This is a genomic window from Ruegeria sp. AM7, assembly GCF_056535965.1.
In genome coordinates, this window is the sequence record NZ_JBQFJE010000003.1 from 3,484,398 (window position 1) to 3,499,117 (window position 14,720).

A 14,720-nucleotide genomic window follows, 5' to 3' on the forward strand; every position below is an offset into this window, starting at 1 on the left:
CTGTTAGGTGCGAAGGGTTTCGCGCCTTAGCCGTCGGCCTCATCCATCAGGCCACGCACCCAACGACCCGCCAGCCAACTTGCGGGCACGCCCAACGGCACCGACCAGATCAGCGCTGTCACCGGGGGAATAATCGCAAAACCAAGGGTATGGGCGATCAACCCGGCCAGAAACAGGTTTATGGCCACGGTCAGCGCCGTGGCCGGATAGAGCAGGATGGCCAGTTTCCAGACCGGCCATTTGCCTTCAGTGGCTGGTGCCTTCCGAGAAGGTGATTTTGTTCCAGACATTGTACTTCCCAGACGGTTTGCGCATCGGCAGGCGGCGGACCTCTTCCAGCGTCTGCGCGTCATAGACGATCACCGCGCCGTCATCCTCCCAGATCGACACCAGCGCGTGGCTGCCGTCCTTGGTGAACTCCACGTGGGCCACGGTTTTCCCCGGCGCAGGGCGCAAGGTCTTGACGATCTCAAGGCTCTGCTTGTCGATCACATGCATGGCGTCCTTGTTGGGGCCAAAGAAGACATCGGCCCAGACATACGGTGAATTTTCATGGCTGCGCATGAAGAATCCCGGCCCTTCGGTCTTGATCCGTTTGACGGTTTCCCAGCTTTCCATGTCGATCACTGACACCGTGCCATCGGTCAGATGCGGCGTCGCCATCACTGTGGTGTCGTCATGTTTCCACGTGATGCCCGATCCCAGATGCGGCATTCCCGGCAGGTCCAGATCGGCCACCTTATGCCCAATCACCAAATCAATCACCTGACCGCCCTTTCCATCGCGCGAGGCCCCCATGACGTATTCGTAACTCTGGTCGAAAAAGAAATCGTCCAGATAGTCGGGCGTGGTGATCTTGCGCACCGGGAAGGGATCGGGGTTCTTGAATTGCCCTTCGATGCGGAAATCATGGCCCAGCCCGAATTGCGGCGGGTTGGCGCCGTAAAACACCTCCCAAATCTCGGGCACATCTTTCAGCGCCAGCACAAAGCTCTCGCGGGGCGGCGCCTGATAGACGGCAGAGACGCGGCTGGGAACGCCTTTTTTACTCTTAACTTCAATGACTTTGGCCACCGACATATCCTCTGTTGACAGCAAAGTCAGCGAGTTCGGCAGATAGTTCGCCACCGCCACCCAATTGCCATCACCCGACATGGCGATATTGCGGCTGTTCAAACCCGCGCGCACCCGGCCCACCTGTTTCAGTGCCCAGATGTCGTATTTCTGCACCCAGCCATCACGAGACATAATAAACACGTAGCGCCCATCTGGGCTGAACTTCGGGCCGCCATGCACTGCAAAAGGCGTTTCGAACCGGTCCAGAACCTCGAACGTATCCCCATCCAGAACACTGACATGATGATCCCCGGTTTCAACCGCCAGTGTGATGTTCATTGGGTCACTGTCCCAGACCGGGGCATCGACGGGCACATAGTCCTCGTCCAATGTGCGACTGGCCATGATATCGGTCTCACCCCATTCGGGATTGGTTTCCAGCGGCGATTTCAGCCATCCGGCCAGTTCTTCGATCTGCAGGGTGTCCAACTCATGCGCAAAAGCGGGCATCTGCGTGGCGGTGCGCCCTTCGGCAATCACGGCGGCGACGCGGGGGCCGCGCATCCGTTTCAGCGTCTCGGGGATCAGCGCGGGGCCAACGCCGCCCAACCGGTTTTCACCATGGCACGAGGCACAGAATTCTGCGTAATCCGAGGGCGCATCCGCCCATGAGGTGCCCGCAAGCAGCAGTGCGCACACCGCGCTTATTTTCAGAGTGTCAGAAGAATTGATGCGCCGGATCATGACTTTTCCCCCGGAACGGCGTGACCTGCAGGCGCTCGCCTGCGTCTTTGACGCCGATTTCTTGATTTGACAGATAGCAGGCCGGGTCCTCGGCCCATGGATCGCCCGTCAACTGCAGTGCGCGGATGCGGGTGTTACCGCCACAGACATCCTTCAATTGGCACGCCCCGCAACGCCCTTTCAGGGGGCGCGGGCGGGTGCGCAGCATCGCCAGCATCGGATCATCGCTGGTCCACAGCTCGGAAAACGGTTTGGTCTTCACATTGCCAACCGTGTAATCGGACCAATAGGTATCAGGATGCACGCGGCCCAGATTGTCGATATTGGCCACGCCCAACCCGCTGGAGTTTCCGCCCCAGGCCGCCAGATGATCGCGCACATGCGCCGCCTTTTCTGCGTCGAAATGGGCGCGGACCCAGTTCAGGAAATAGCCCGCATCGGCATCGTTATTGCCGGTGACGATGTCCAGAGGGCGGCCGCCCGAAGCGGCCTCCCACGCGCGTTCCAATAGCAAATCCAGACCGGTGCGGGTGCGTAGATGCTCGGCATCCTCGCCCCGATTCTTGTCGCCGCGCCCGGCATAGACAAGGTGGGACAAGTAGAACTTGTCGACACCCTCATCATCACACAGCTTCAACAGGTCGGGCAGATGATGCTGGGTGCCTTCGGTCAGGCAGAACCGCAGGCCCACCTTGATGCCGCGTTTCTTGCATTCACGCACGCCGCGCAGGGCGTCTGCAAAGGCACCTTCGACGCCCCGGAACCAGTCATTTGTGGCCCCGATCCCATCCAGCGAGATGCCCACATAGTTGAACCCCACATCGGCGATCATGTCGGCGGTTTCGTCGTGAATCCGTGTGCCGTTGGTCGACAGCGCCAGCATCGGCACAAGATCGCGGGCGCGTTTGGCGATGTCGAAGAAATCGAACCTGTCCAGCGGCTCCCCGCCCGAGAGGATCAGGGCCGGGACGCGAAACTGGCCCAGATCCTCAAGGGTTACCATGGCTTGCTCGTGGCTGAGCTCACCGGGGAAGGCCACATCCGCCGAGACGGTGTAGCAATGGCGGCATTTCAGATTGCAGCGCCGGGTCAGGTTCCAGATCACCACAGGTTTCACCGGGCCGGAGCGGCGTTTGCGCACCGGGGTCGGCTTGACCAGTTGGTGCATGTATTCGGTCAGGCGGAACATATCTCAGCCTTTCTGTTTCAGGCGCAACCCGGTCTTTTTCAGGATGCGCGTGGAATAGAGGATATCTTTCGCCCGACAGGCATCGCCAAGGATGGCCGCGATTTTGGCGCGTTTTTCCTCGACCTCGGCGCGGTCGATGCCGTGGACCATGGCGAACAGGTTATAGGGCCATTCGGGCAGGGCGCGGGGGCGTTCATAGCAATGGGTCACAAAGGGCAGCAGACCGATCTGGGTGCCTATCTCGGTCACTTGGTCATCTTCCACATCCCAGACGGTCATCCCGTTCGAGGTCATACCCAGTTTGTAGTGGTTGGGGGCCGCCGCAATCCGTCGGATCACGCCGCGTGCTTTCAGTTCGGCCAGCCGGAACAGCAAGGCGTCTTCATCCAGACCCAGCCCCTCGGCCACCTGCCGGTAAGGCGCGGGCACAAGAGGCAGGCCGCCTTGCAGCGCCTCGATAATCTCTCGGTCTTTTGCGTCGATCATGCTGCTACCCGGAAGCCGATGAAGAATTCCTGCAATTTGGGGAAACGGAGAACCTTGATCCCCGTTTCCCGTTCTATCGCATCAGCACTGGCCTCGATCCCCTCGGGCGTTTCGGTGGCCAGCACGAACCACATGTTCAGCTGGTGCGTGCGCTCATAATTATGGGCAACTTCGGGATGTGCATTGACTTTGGTCAGGACGGTTTCGAAATCCTGCGGAGGGACGGCCATTGCGCACAGGCAAAAGGCCCCGCCCATTGCGGCGGCGTCGAAGAAGGGGCCGAAGCGGGTGATCACGCGGTCCTCTTTCATGCGGGTCAGACGGCCCAGAAGGTCGGATTCCGCGATCCCCAACTCCTCGGCTATCGCTGCGTAGGGGTGCGATACCAAGGGCAGGTCGTCCTGCATCCGGTTCAGGATCGCGCGGTCGGTGTCGTCCAGATTCATGCGGCCACCTCTTTCGGTTGGATCAGCGCGCCGGTCTGTTTGAAACACCGTATCGAGAACAGCACCTTGTGTTGGGCTCCTGCCAGCTCGGGCAGGGCGGTAGCCCCGGCCAGGACCTCCATCGCCTCGGGGCGCGAACGGGCGTGGATCATGGAATAAAGACGATAGGGCCAGACACCTTCGACCGGGTTGCGCTCATAACACAGTGTTACGCCGGGATGGGCAGCCAGCGCCGGACCGGCGGTGCCGACCTGATCGGCGGGCATGTCCCAGACCACCATCGCATTGGCGGACCAGCCCAAAGCGCGGTGGCGCACGATGACACCCAGGCGCGAGATGATCCCGGCCTGGTGCAATGCTTCGATCCGCTCCATCACATCGACTGTGCTGCGACTCAGGGACCGGGCCAGCGCGGCATAGGGCTCCGCAACCAGCGACAGCCCGGAACTGAGCGCCTGCAATAAGGGTCGGTCGCCGTCCTGCATGGCTGAACAATCCACTTTGCGGGGGCCGGGGACGTTGCGCGCCTCCCCGGACATCCGAAAGCCCAAATCAACGTTGAACGGGCGGACCAGCCGCAGGTCCAGCACGCGCAATCCGGTGCGGCGGCTGATCCGAGCAAGGGTTTCGTTCACATGCGCGCGGTCCGGACCGGTGGCCACGAACCAAAGGTTCCAGTCATCCTCGCGCTGGTAATTGTGATTCACGCCGGGTTCCGCGTCGATCAGGGCGGCGACCTCTTCCAGACGCGGCTCAGGAGCGGCAACGGCAGCCAGGGTACTGGCAGATACCGCGCCGGGTGCGATGGTTGCGCCGACCCGCGTGATACGTCCGGTCTTGCGCATGCGCGCCAGACGGTCGAGCACTTCGGCCTCATCAAGTCCCAACAGGAAGCCCAGCACCTGAAACGGTCGTTCTGTGACAGGGAAATCGCGCTGAAACTCATCCAGCAGGCGGCGATCGATGGGGTCGGTTATATGGTCCATCTGTCAAAGCCCCGTCCGATGCGCGCGGGCGGTAAAGAAGATGCCCGAGGGGCTGTCGGCCTCGATCTCACGCAGTTTTTCGAAGCTCTGCGTGTCGTAGACCATGACCTTGTTGGCATCGCGCACGCTGATCCAGACCTCATGCCCGCGTGGGGTGAATTCCATATGCAGCACGGCGGGCCCCGGTTTGAATTCGTGGGTGATCTCTTTGCTGACGCTGTCGATCACCTGAATCGTGTCATTCAGCGGGTGGGCAAAGTTCACCCAAACCTGCCGCCCGTCAGGACGCGCCATGGCAAAGACCGGCTGGCCGTGGGTCTGGGTGCGCCCGGTTTCGGTCAGGGTGTCCGCGTCGATCCACAGAACCTCGTGGTGTCCAACGGCGGGCAGAACGAACTCGCGTCCCGTCAGCGCCCAGCCTTCCAGATGGGGCATCTTGTAGACTGGCATCTCCTCTTGCCCGCGTCCGTAGTTGGGCAGCACACGGATCGGTTCCGGTGTCTCAGACCACAGGTCCAGCGCGGTTAAGCCGTCCTCGCCAAAGAGGCCGGTGATATATGTGCGGCCATTGGCGGTGATCAGCGCGTCATAGGGGTTCTTGCCCATGTCGGGGATTTTGGTGATCTCGGGGTCACTCTTTGAGAAATCGGCAATCCAGGTCTCGCCCGTGTCCCACATGGTGAAGACGAACCGGCGGCCCGGCGCGTCGACCAGACCAATGGTTTTGCTGTCGGTGGGGATATCCGCGACCATGTCCAGCGTGTCCGCGTCAAAGACCCGTACGCCGCCGGGTTCATAGTTCGACACGGCGACCAGTTTACCGTCATCCGAGATCGCGCCGCCGATGGCATTGCCCGCCTGCACCACGCGGTTCACGATCTGGCGGGTGACGATGTCGACTTTGGTCAGCCCTCCGTCACGGCCAAAGACAAAAGCAAAGCGTTCGTCAGGCGAATAGACCAGCGAGGCATGGGACAGGTCACCCAGCCCTACAATCCGCGCCAGCGCGGCGCGGTCGGACTGATCCACCAGCAGGACCGAGCCCTTGGCCCGTTCGATCACAAGGCCCAGATCGCCAGTCGCGGTCGGTTCGGCCTGTGCGGTGGTCATCAACAGGGTTGCGGCAAGGGTAAGGATGAGGTGTTTCATTGGTCCTCCTGTTGCAGCAGGTAGCGGGCGATCCATTCGGCCTCTTCATCGGTGATCAGGGCTCGCCACGGGGGCATTGCGGTATCGGGAATGCCGTCGAGGATGACGCTGGTCAGAACGTCTAAATCGTAGTGTTCAAGGGTTTCCGGACGGAGGTCGGAACCAAGCCCGCCTTTCAGAGTCAATCCGTGGCATGATCCGCAGTCTTGGTGGACAAGGCGTTTCAAGGCGGCAGGGTCCAGCGTGTCGGCGGCAAAGGCTGTGGTCGCCACAAGCACGGCGCTTGTTAGGAAAGTGCGCGCGGTCCAACCCTTGATTGGGCCTCGGCGGGACGGAGCCAAGCTAGCCATGTACTTGCTCCAACAGTTCAGCCACAGGCCGTTCCGCATAGAGCGACACCACCTTGCCAATGATGAACAGCGTTGGCGCTTTCAGATCAGCGTCACGCACGTCGGCGGCCAACCGGTCCAACCGCGAAACCAATCGGCGTTCATCCGGCGTAGTGGCTTTGCCCACGGCCAGAACTGGCGTTGACCCGAGCAGGTTCTCGGTCATCAGCCCCATGGCAATCTGGCCGATATTGGCAACGCCCATATAGACCACAAGCGTCGAGTCCGGGTCGGCAAGACGTTTCCAGTCCAGATCCAGCACCATGTCGGCCTGCCGGTGCCCGGTGACATATTGCACCGAGGTCGCCAGCCCGCGATGGGTCAGCGGCACGCCGGTGGAACTGGACGCGCCCTGTGCCGCTGTGATTCCCGGCGCGTATTCGACCGAGATGCCATGGGCGATAAGGTAGGCGGCCTCTTCCGAGCCTCGCCCAAAGATCATCGGATCGCCGCCCTTTAGGCGCGCAACCGTGTGACCGGCGCGGGCTTCGTTGACAAGGATTTCATTGATCCGATCTTGTGGCACCGTATGGCATTTGGGGGCCTTGCCCACGGGGATCAGCCGCGCGCCATCCGCGTGCAGGTTCAGAATATCGGCCGAGACAAGACGGTCGTACACAACCACATCCGCCTCTTGCAGCATCCGCAGTGCGCGCAGCGTCATCAGTTCGGGGTCACCGGGGCCAGCACCTATCAGAAAAACCTTACCGCTCATGTGCAAACTCGCTTGGTCTGAATGTGGTCGGAACCCGGATTTGCACTGCGTGTCTGGGACGTTGCTGGGCAGGCCGGGCGTGTCATGCGCCAAACTTCCCGCATTCTGATCCGCCTTGCCTTGACTAAAGTTAAGGAGCGCGGGATTCGCGCCCGCGCTCCTTCATCTTGCCTGTGTGTTTGCCTCGGCTCAGGGTTCGACGGTGATCATTCCGATCATGTTCTGTGTCTCCCAATGCGGTCCGCACAGGTAGTCCTGCGGGCCGGGGGCAAGGAAGGTCAGATCAACCGATTCCCCGGGGAAAAGCCGGTCGCTTTCCGGTTCGCTGCCATCCTTCAGCAAGACCGAATGGCTGGTGCGTTTGTCCACGTTCACCCAGCGCACCGTGGTACCGGGTTTGACGCTCAGTTCGACCGGGCAGAAGGTGTATTTATACATCAACACCACCTCGGCATCCTCGACCGTGGATGAGGGCTGGCCGAACAGCTCGACATAGCGGTCCTCGGCCTCGGCGCACAGGTCTGCGGTGTCGTCGGCCCATGCAGGCCCTGCCAGAACCAGCAGCGCGGGAAGAAGGTGTTGGGGTTTCATCGTCCAAATCTCCTCTTCTTGGGGAAAGGGGCCGGATCGCCCGGCCCCTGCCGTTTACTGTTTGACCACGTTGATGAACGCGCTGTCGTCGTCCAGCGCCAGGCTGGTATCCAGCGTCACGTGGTGGAACCGGGCGGCGGCAAAGTCATCGTGGATGGCAAAGCCGACCGTATAGGTTTTGCCTGCTTCCAGCGGCACGTCGCCAGCCGCACCCGAGTTCAGCGGGCGGGTAAAGACCACCGTCCACATTCCGCCGTCCAGGCTGGCCGAGGCGGCAATCTCGCCATCATTCACCACGCGCTGTTCCAACAGGTAGCCGTTGGTGGCGCTGCCGTCGGCATAGACGCGCATCAGGTCCAGATAGGTGCCATCGGCCAGATACTGTTCAATCTGTTCGGCAGCGTGCAACTTGTCCCAACCACCCAGAGGCTTGCCCCGGCGGCCTTTGGTGTCGACCTCGGTGCGGCTTTCACTGAGGTACTTGGTCACCGTATCCTGCGCGGTCATGCGATTGGAGAAGTCACCATTGGCCGCAATCGCATCTGCACCCGGATCAAAGGGCATGTATGTGTTGTCGGCGTGGCACGAGGCCCAGCATCCCACCTGATCGCCCATTTCGATACCCGTGCCGGTGATCATCATCGCCACCTTGATCTGGTTGTCCGGGTCCATCTTGCCGCCATCCACAAAAGGCGCAGGGTTGTGGCCCGCATCCGGCCATTGCAGACGGATAAAGAGGTTCTCGTCATCATGGGCCGCCTGTACGGTCGCGTCGATCACACCGCGTTTGCCGGGGATCGGGGTTGGCTCAAGCTCACCGCCTGCGACAATCTTGTTGCCGATCGCATCCAGCTCGGCTGCGTGACAGGTGGTGCATTTGTCGCCACCCTTGGTCAAGGGCCGCGCACCGCCATGTGACCGACCATTCTGAACCCATTCGAACGAAGCCTGACCGGGGTAGAACAGCTTCATGTCGGCGCTGGCGACGGCGTTCCAGTCGATATTCGTGCCGACATCGCTGCCACCACCGGCGGGCGCTGCGGCCTCTTCACCAGCGGCTTTGGCCCGTTCCTCGGCCACAGCCGCATCTACAGCTGCTGCGATCTGGGCCTGCACTGCCTCTTGCTGCGCAACACGTGCAGCTTTTTCAGCCTCAGCCTCTGCGGCCTCTTTGGCCTCGATCCGTTCTAGGCTGGCCAGATATTCGGCCGGAATTTCGCGGATAAAGGCCAGGTTCGGCGCTTCGAGTTCTTCAAGATACTCCTCATCCGCCCGCTCACGGGCATCCGAGTGCGCAATCCCCTTGTGGCAGTCGATACAGGTCTGACCAACAGTCATCGCATTCAGGTGCTGCTGCCGTGCGCGGGGTTTCTGGAACTCGGGCATCATGGATTCGAAATCATGGCAGTTGCGACACTCGCGCGAGTCGGTGGCCTTCATCCGCTCCCACTCGTTCATTGCCAGATGCACGCGCTTGGCTTCGAATTTCTCGCGCGTGTTGATGGTGCCGACCATCTTGCCATACAGCTCTTTGGACGCCTTGATCTTGCGGATTATCTTATGCGTCCAGTCTTTAGGGACGTGGCAATCGGAACAGACGGCACCCACGCCCGAGCGGTTCACGTCGTGGATCGTGCCGGTGTATTCCTCATAGACGAAATCGCGCATTTCGTGGCACGAAACGCAAAATTCCTTGGTGTTGGTGGCTTCCATGGCGGTGTTGAACCCGCCCCAGAAGATGATGCCGCCGGCAAAGGCCGCGGCGATGCCGGCCACGGGCATTCCCCATAGGAAATACCGGCGCCAGATTGGTGGTTTCTTATCCGGTTCCGAGGTCATATCGGGCTCCGTTTGCTTGACTGGCCCGGCGTGTCAGGCCCGAGCGTTGGCTAAGGGGGGGAAACAGGAAAAGGGCGGGCGAGGGGCCCGCCCTTTCCGGTGTTGGTGGCAACCGCGTCAGGTGACGTGGTTCGACCGGTTGTAGACGTTGAACTTGCCGGTCGGCGCGAACAGACCTTTCACGCGGCCGATCTCTTCCAGCGTCTTGGCGTCAAAGATCACGATCTCACCGTTGGGCTCTTTCGAGGTCGAGCGGTTCCACTTGGAAACCCAAACCTCCGAGCCGTCCTGGTTGAACTCGAAGTGGACGGCGACGTTGCCTTCCTCTTCGGTGATCTGGATCGTTTTCACGATTTCACCGGTGGCCTTGTCGATGACCTGCACCGATTGCTGAATTTCAGGCTCGGGGTGCTTGGTCTGGTCAGCCCAGATGTAATCCGATTCCGGGTGGGTCCGGATGAACAGACCGGGGCCGTCGGTTTCGACCTCATAGCAGGTCTGCCATGCCTGATCCGGGTGACCTTCGGGGTCGTTGCCCCAAACGGTTACGGTGCCTTCGCCCAAGTGGGTCGTACCTGCAACCGGGCCGCAATTCGGGTCATCCCAGTTGGCGCCGGGGCCGGGGTGCGGCAGCGGAGCGGTGTCGATCATGGCTTCCAGCTTGTGGGTCTCGGTGTCGACCACAACCATTTTGTTCGACGCGTTTGCGGCGATCTGGAAGTAGCGGCCCGAGGGGTCGAAGAACCCGTCATGCAGGAACTTGGCGCTGTCGATCTTGTCGATCCGCAAATTGTCCAGGTCGGTATAATCCACCTGCCACAACTGACCCAGTTCCTTGACGGCGACGATCCATGTCGGCTCGTTCGGGGTGGTGTAGATGGCGGCCACGCGGCTTTCTTCCACATAGTCCCCGTCCACGTTTACACCGCGGGTCGAGACGACCTTTTTCGGCTCCATGGTTTCGGCGTCGACGATGGCGAAATGCGGCGGCCAATAGGCCCCACCGATGACGTATTTACCGTCACCCGACACGGCCACGTCGCGGGCGTCATACCCAATGGTCACCTCGGCAACCAACATGTTTTCAGGCTTTTGCCACAGGTCGATCTTGGTCATCTTGCCGTCGCGGCCCATAGTGTACCAGAAGCGACCCGGGTTTTCCGGCTCTTCCAGTTTGTGATGTTCGGACGCTTTGAGAACGTGTACCGCATAACCTGTGGGGATATGGGTCAGCACCTCTTTGGTGTCGCCGTCAATCACAGCCACTTTGCCCACGTCACGTTCGATGACGACGAAGAAGTTTTCCCAGTTGCGGCCATGCAGCGGCTCAGACGGGTAATCTTCAGGTTCGACATAGACCTTGCGGGTCGCCATCATCTGCTCAAGCGACATCTCGGGGGGCTTGGGCGGCTCCATCTGGATATAGGTCGCCATATCGCGGATCTCGTCCTCGGTCATCACGTCCGAGAAGTTATTCATCCCACCTTCGGTCCCCCAGGCGATGATTTTTTCAAGTCGGTCCTGACCCAGTTTCAAGGTGCCGGATTCGGTTACCGTGCCATCGGCATTCTTCGTTTCGACCAACGGCTCAAGGCTTTTGCCCGTCGCCCCTTTGCGCAGCACGCCGTGGCAACCGGCGCAGCGTTCAAAGTAGAGTTGTTTCGAAGATTCGAAGGCTTCTTTGCTTAGGGTTGGCTCTTCTGCAAAGGCAGGTGCAGCGACGCTGCCCAGCAGCATTGCCAAACCGACTCCAAGGGCGCGACCGGTTTTAGTGTAGCTGATTCCAAGTGACATGATCACTCTCCGTTTGCTGGTGAGGCAGGACCGAGGGTGAAACATTGCCGCCTGTCGATCCTTGACGAAAGTCAACAGGGAGCGGCGATTTGTCAGAAGCATCCAAGAAGCACAAGAAAACCTGCAATAAAATCTGACCCTTACGTGCATGTTTTCGGTGTTTTGACTTTGGTTAAGCCGCCCAGGAATGCCCCTTGGTAGGATTGCGAAAACTGCCAAGGAGAGCAGCCATGCCCGCAATCATCACCCGTGTTTTTGGTGAGGGGTTTCGTGTTTTCTTTCTGTCCGCCGGGATTTACGGCCTGTTTGTGGGCCTTGTCTGGGGGCTGTGGCTCAGCGTGCCGTACCTGTCCCCTGACTACGCTATGACGCCGCCCATGTGGCACGCGCATGAGATGATTTTCGGCTATGCCACCGCAGCCCTTGGCGGGTTCTTCCTGACCGCCGTGCCGAATTGGACCGGCGCGCCTGATGCGCGCGCGCGGTTTATTGCCCTGGCCGCTGGGCTGTGGCTGGCCGGACGTATGGCGATGTGGTTTTCGGGGCTGCTCTCTCCGGTTCTGGTAGCAGTGGTGGATCTGGCTTTTGTGCCGATTCTGGCCGCCAAGATTGCGACTCAGCTGGTGCGGCGGCCCAAACCGCAGAACATGATCTTTCTGTTGCTTCTGGTGCTGATCTGGGTATCCGACCTGTTGACCCATCTGGAATGGATCGGGCTGACCGGTGACACGCTTGGGCTTGGGCTGCGCGCCGGACTGCTGACCCTATGCGCCATGATTGCCATTCTGGGCGGTCGGATCACCCCGGCCTTTACCCGCAATGCCATGAAACGTGCAGGCCAGCCCGAAAGCGACTGGCCGGTCTCGGTCCCTGCGCTGGACAAGGCGGGGATGGGGTTGGCACTGGCCCTGCCGCTCAGCGCGCTGGTCTTTGGTATCGGTCCGGTTCCGGCTGTGGTGGCCATGTTGCTGGGCGCTGTTCAGGTGCTGCGCATGACGCGGTGGCGCACCCGCTGGACGCTGCGCCAACCGATTCTTCTGGCGCTGCATCTGGGGCTGGGCATGTTGGCGCTGGGTCTGATTCTGTGGGGTCTGGCCGGGCTTGGTCTGGGCAATGAGGTCGCCGCGCTGCACGTGCTGGGGATCGGCTGTGTCGGGGGTATGACCTTGGCCGTCATGAGTCGCGCCGCACTGGGTCACAGCGGGCGCGAGCTGGTCGCGCCGGGGCCGATGGTGGTGGCTTATGGGCTGATGGCCGTAGCCGCGCTGACCCGCTGGGTCGGCACCGATCTGAACGCGGGCTATCTGGTGGCGATGCTGCTGTCGGACGGGTTGTGGGTTGCGGCTTTTGCCCTGTATTTGTTGGCGATGTGGCCCGCGTTGACAGGCCCCCGCGCGCCCCGATCCGCGTAAAATCTCGCAGGCTTGACTTTCGTTAAGGAGCCGGGCCTGCCCAATCGTCATTCTGCCCATACTAGCTAATCTGCGCAAAGGAGAGCGCAATGCGAGAAGTCATGACCAAGAGCATGGCTCGCAATATATTCTATGGCGGGTCCCTGTTCTTTATCCTCATCTTTCTGGCTTTGTCGGCCCATTCCCACCTGTATATCCTACGGTCGGAAAACACCGCCAAGCTGGATGAAAGCGTGGTCCGGGGCAAACATGTCTGGGAAAAACACGCCTGTATCAACTGTCATACGATCTTGGGCGAGGGCGCGTACTATGCCCCCGAAGTGGGCAATGTAATGACCCGTTGGGGCGTGCTGGACGACCCGGAATCGGCCTTTGAGTCCCTCAAGGGCTGGATGGAGGCGCAGCCGACCGGCATTCCCGGTCGTCGACAGATGCCCAATTTCAACCTCAGCGACGAAGAAATCCGCGACCTGACCAACTTCCTGATCTGGACGGATAATATCGACGCTCAGGACTGGCCGCCCAACGAGGCGGGCTGAGAAGGGAACCGGAACAATGAAATATGAATCCCAAAAAGTAGCCTACGCGTATTTCGCATTTGCGATGGGCCTGTTCGCGATCCAGGTGATCGGCGGCCTTCTGGCCGGTCTGATCTATGTGTTCCCGAACTTTCTATCCGACCTGCTGCCGTTCAACATCGTGCGGATGCTGCACACAAACGCCCTGATCGTCTGGTTGATCACCGGCTTTTTTGGTGCGGCGTACTTTCTGATCCCCGAAGAGGCCGAGCGCGAAATTCATTCACCCACGCTGGCCTACGCGCAACTGGCGATACTGATCCTCGGCACGCTGGGCGTAGTGCTGACCTATACGTTCAACCTGTTCGAAGGAAACTGGCTACTGGGTAAAGAGGGGCGGGAGTTCCTTGAGCAACCCAAATGGGTCAAGGCCGGCATCGTCGTGGCCGCGCTGATCTTCCTTTACAACGTGTCGATGACCGTACTGAAGGGCAAGAAGACCGCCATCACCAACATCCTTCTGTTGGGTCTGTGGGGTCTGGCGCTGCTGTTCCTGTTTGCCTTCTACAACCCCGGCAACCTGTCCCTGGACAAGCAATACTGGTGGTACGTCGTCCACCTGTGGGTTGAAGGCGTGTGGGAGCTGATCATGGCCTCGATCCTGGCCTATCTGATGCTCAAGTTGACAGGCGTGGACCGTGAGATCGTCGAGAAATGGCTCTATGTCATCGTCGCCGCCGCGCTGTTCTCGGGCATCCTTGGAACAGGGCACCACTACTACTGGATCGGTACACCCGGTTACTGGCAGTGGATAGGGTCGATCTTCTCGAGCCTCGAAGTAATCCCGTTCTTCGCGATGATGGCCTTTGCCTTCGTCATGGTCTGGAAAGGCCGCCGGGACCATCCCAACAAGGCCGCGCTGCTGTGGTCGCTGGGCTGTGCCACATTGGCCTTTTTCGGTGCCGGTGTCTGGGGCTTCCTGCACACGCTGCACGGGGTGAACTACTATACCCACGGCACGCAAATCACCGCGGCCCATGGTCATCTGGCCTTCTACGGTGCCTATGTCTGCCTCAATCTGGCGATCTTCAGCTATGCGATGCCGATCCTGAAAAACCGTGATCCTTATAATCAGGTGATGAACATGGCCTCTTTCTGGCTGATGTCCTCAGGCATGGTCTTCATGACCTTCGTCCTGACCTTCGGTGGTACCGTGCAAACACACATGCAGCGGGTGATTGGCGACTACTTCATGGACGTACAGGACCAGATTGCAATCTTCTACTGGATGCGTCTGGGCTCTGGTGTGGTGGTTGTGCTTGGAGCACTGCTGTTCATCTACTCTGTCTGGGTTCCCCGGAAAGAGATCATTGAACCCGGCGCAGCCGAAACCCCTGCGGAGTGAT

General features: G+C 60.3%; 15 protein-coding genes. 3 read left to right on the forward strand and 12 right to left on the reverse strand.

Features of this window, described 5'->3' with window-relative positions; genetic code table 11:
* Nucleotides 1-26: 26 nt before the first annotated feature.
* The 12 genes from ACR3EG_RS21310 to ACR3EG_RS21365 all read right to left on the reverse strand — a co-directional run bounded on the left by ACR3EG_RS21310 (nt 27) and on the right by ACR3EG_RS21365 (nt 11,384).
* Nucleotides 27-290, reverse strand: coding sequence for a hypothetical protein (locus ACR3EG_RS21310; RefSeq protein ID WP_480498254.1), 264 nt, complete (start codon nt 288-290; stop codon nt 27-29).
* Complete coding sequence (locus ACR3EG_RS21315) at nt 247-1,800, reverse strand: cytochrome D1 domain-containing protein (RefSeq protein WP_480498252.1); 1,554 nt, start codon at nt 1,798-1,800, stop codon at nt 247-249. Before ACR3EG_RS21315 ends, ACR3EG_RS21310 begins: the two co-directional genes overlap by 44 nt.
* Complete coding sequence (gene nirJ / locus ACR3EG_RS21320) at nt 1,775-2,989, reverse strand: heme d1 biosynthesis radical SAM protein NirJ (protein ID WP_480498251.1); 1,215 nt, start codon at nt 2,987-2,989, stop codon at nt 1,775-1,777. The genes ACR3EG_RS21315 and nirJ overlap by 26 nt, the downstream gene beginning before the upstream one ends.
* A gap of 3 nt (nt 2,990-2,992) precedes the next feature.
* Nucleotides 2,993-3,475: a siroheme decarboxylase subunit beta gene (gene ahbB / locus ACR3EG_RS21325; protein ID WP_480498249.1), complete on the reverse strand. Its 483-nt coding sequence runs from the start codon at nt 3,473-3,475 to the stop codon at nt 2,993-2,995.
* The gene (locus tag ACR3EG_RS21330) at nt 3,472-3,921 is read right to left on the reverse strand and encodes an Lrp/AsnC family transcriptional regulator (RefSeq protein ID WP_209195452.1); all 450 of its coding nucleotides are present in this window, start codon (nt 3,919-3,921) and stop codon (nt 3,472-3,474) included. Before ACR3EG_RS21330 ends, ahbB (ACR3EG_RS21325) begins: the two co-directional genes overlap by 4 nt.
* A complete protein-coding gene (gene ahbB / locus ACR3EG_RS21335; RefSeq protein ID WP_480498247.1) occupies nt 3,918-4,907 on the reverse strand; it encodes a siroheme decarboxylase subunit beta in 990 nt (329 codons plus the stop codon). Before ahbB (ACR3EG_RS21335) ends, ACR3EG_RS21330 begins: the two co-directional genes overlap by 4 nt.
* Before the next feature lie 3 nt (nt 4,908-4,910).
* Nucleotides 4,911-6,056, reverse strand: a complete 1,146-nt coding sequence (locus tag ACR3EG_RS21340) for a cytochrome D1 domain-containing protein (RefSeq protein WP_480498245.1) — start codon at nt 6,054-6,056, stop codon at nt 4,911-4,913.
* Nucleotides 6,053-6,406 (reverse strand): c-type cytochrome, encoded by a 354-nt coding sequence (locus ACR3EG_RS21345; protein WP_209195449.1) that lies wholly within the window; start codon nt 6,404-6,406, stop codon nt 6,053-6,055. Before ACR3EG_RS21345 ends, ACR3EG_RS21340 begins: the two co-directional genes overlap by 4 nt.
* On the reverse strand, nt 6,399-7,160 hold the full coding sequence (cobA, locus tag ACR3EG_RS21350; protein ID WP_480498243.1) for a uroporphyrinogen-III C-methyltransferase: 762 nt from the start codon (nt 7,158-7,160) through the stop codon (nt 6,399-6,401). The genes ACR3EG_RS21345 and cobA overlap by 8 nt, the downstream gene beginning before the upstream one ends.
* Nucleotides 7,161-7,349: 189 nt before the next feature.
* Nucleotides 7,350-7,751 carry a cupredoxin domain-containing protein gene (locus ACR3EG_RS21355; protein WP_480498241.1) on the reverse strand — a complete coding sequence of 134 codons (402 nt, stop codon included), beginning with the start codon at nt 7,749-7,751 and terminating at the stop codon, nt 7,350-7,352.
* A gap of 54 nt (nt 7,752-7,805) precedes the next feature.
* Nucleotides 7,806-9,590 (reverse strand): NapC/NirT family cytochrome c, encoded by a 1,785-nt coding sequence (locus ACR3EG_RS21360; RefSeq protein ID WP_480498239.1) that lies wholly within the window; start codon nt 9,588-9,590, stop codon nt 7,806-7,808.
* Nucleotides 9,591-9,707: 117 nt separating this feature from the next.
* Nucleotides 9,708-11,384, reverse strand: coding sequence for a cytochrome D1 domain-containing protein (locus tag ACR3EG_RS21365; protein WP_480498237.1), 1,677 nt, complete (start codon nt 11,382-11,384; stop codon nt 9,708-9,710).
* 230 nt (nt 11,385-11,614) lie between these two features.
* On the opposite strand from ACR3EG_RS21365, the gene ACR3EG_RS21370 reads away from it, so the two are divergent.
* The 3 genes from ACR3EG_RS21370 to ACR3EG_RS21380 all read left to right on the forward strand — a co-directional run bounded on the left by ACR3EG_RS21370 (nt 11,615) and on the right by ACR3EG_RS21380 (nt 14,719).
* Nucleotides 11,615-12,796 carry an NnrS family protein gene (locus ACR3EG_RS21370; protein WP_480498235.1) on the forward strand — a complete coding sequence of 394 codons (1,182 nt, stop codon included), beginning with the start codon at nt 11,615-11,617 and terminating at the stop codon, nt 12,794-12,796.
* Nucleotides 12,797-12,885: 89 nt separating this feature from the next.
* On the forward strand, nt 12,886-13,335 hold the full coding sequence (locus ACR3EG_RS21375; protein ID WP_209195443.1) for a c-type cytochrome: 450 nt from the start codon (nt 12,886-12,888) through the stop codon (nt 13,333-13,335).
* A gap of 16 nt (nt 13,336-13,351) precedes the next feature.
* Nucleotides 13,352-14,719, forward strand: coding sequence for a cbb3-type cytochrome c oxidase subunit I (locus tag ACR3EG_RS21380; protein ID WP_209195442.1), 1,368 nt, complete (start codon nt 13,352-13,354; stop codon nt 14,717-14,719).
* The last annotated feature ends 1 nt before the right edge of the window (nt 14,720 follow it).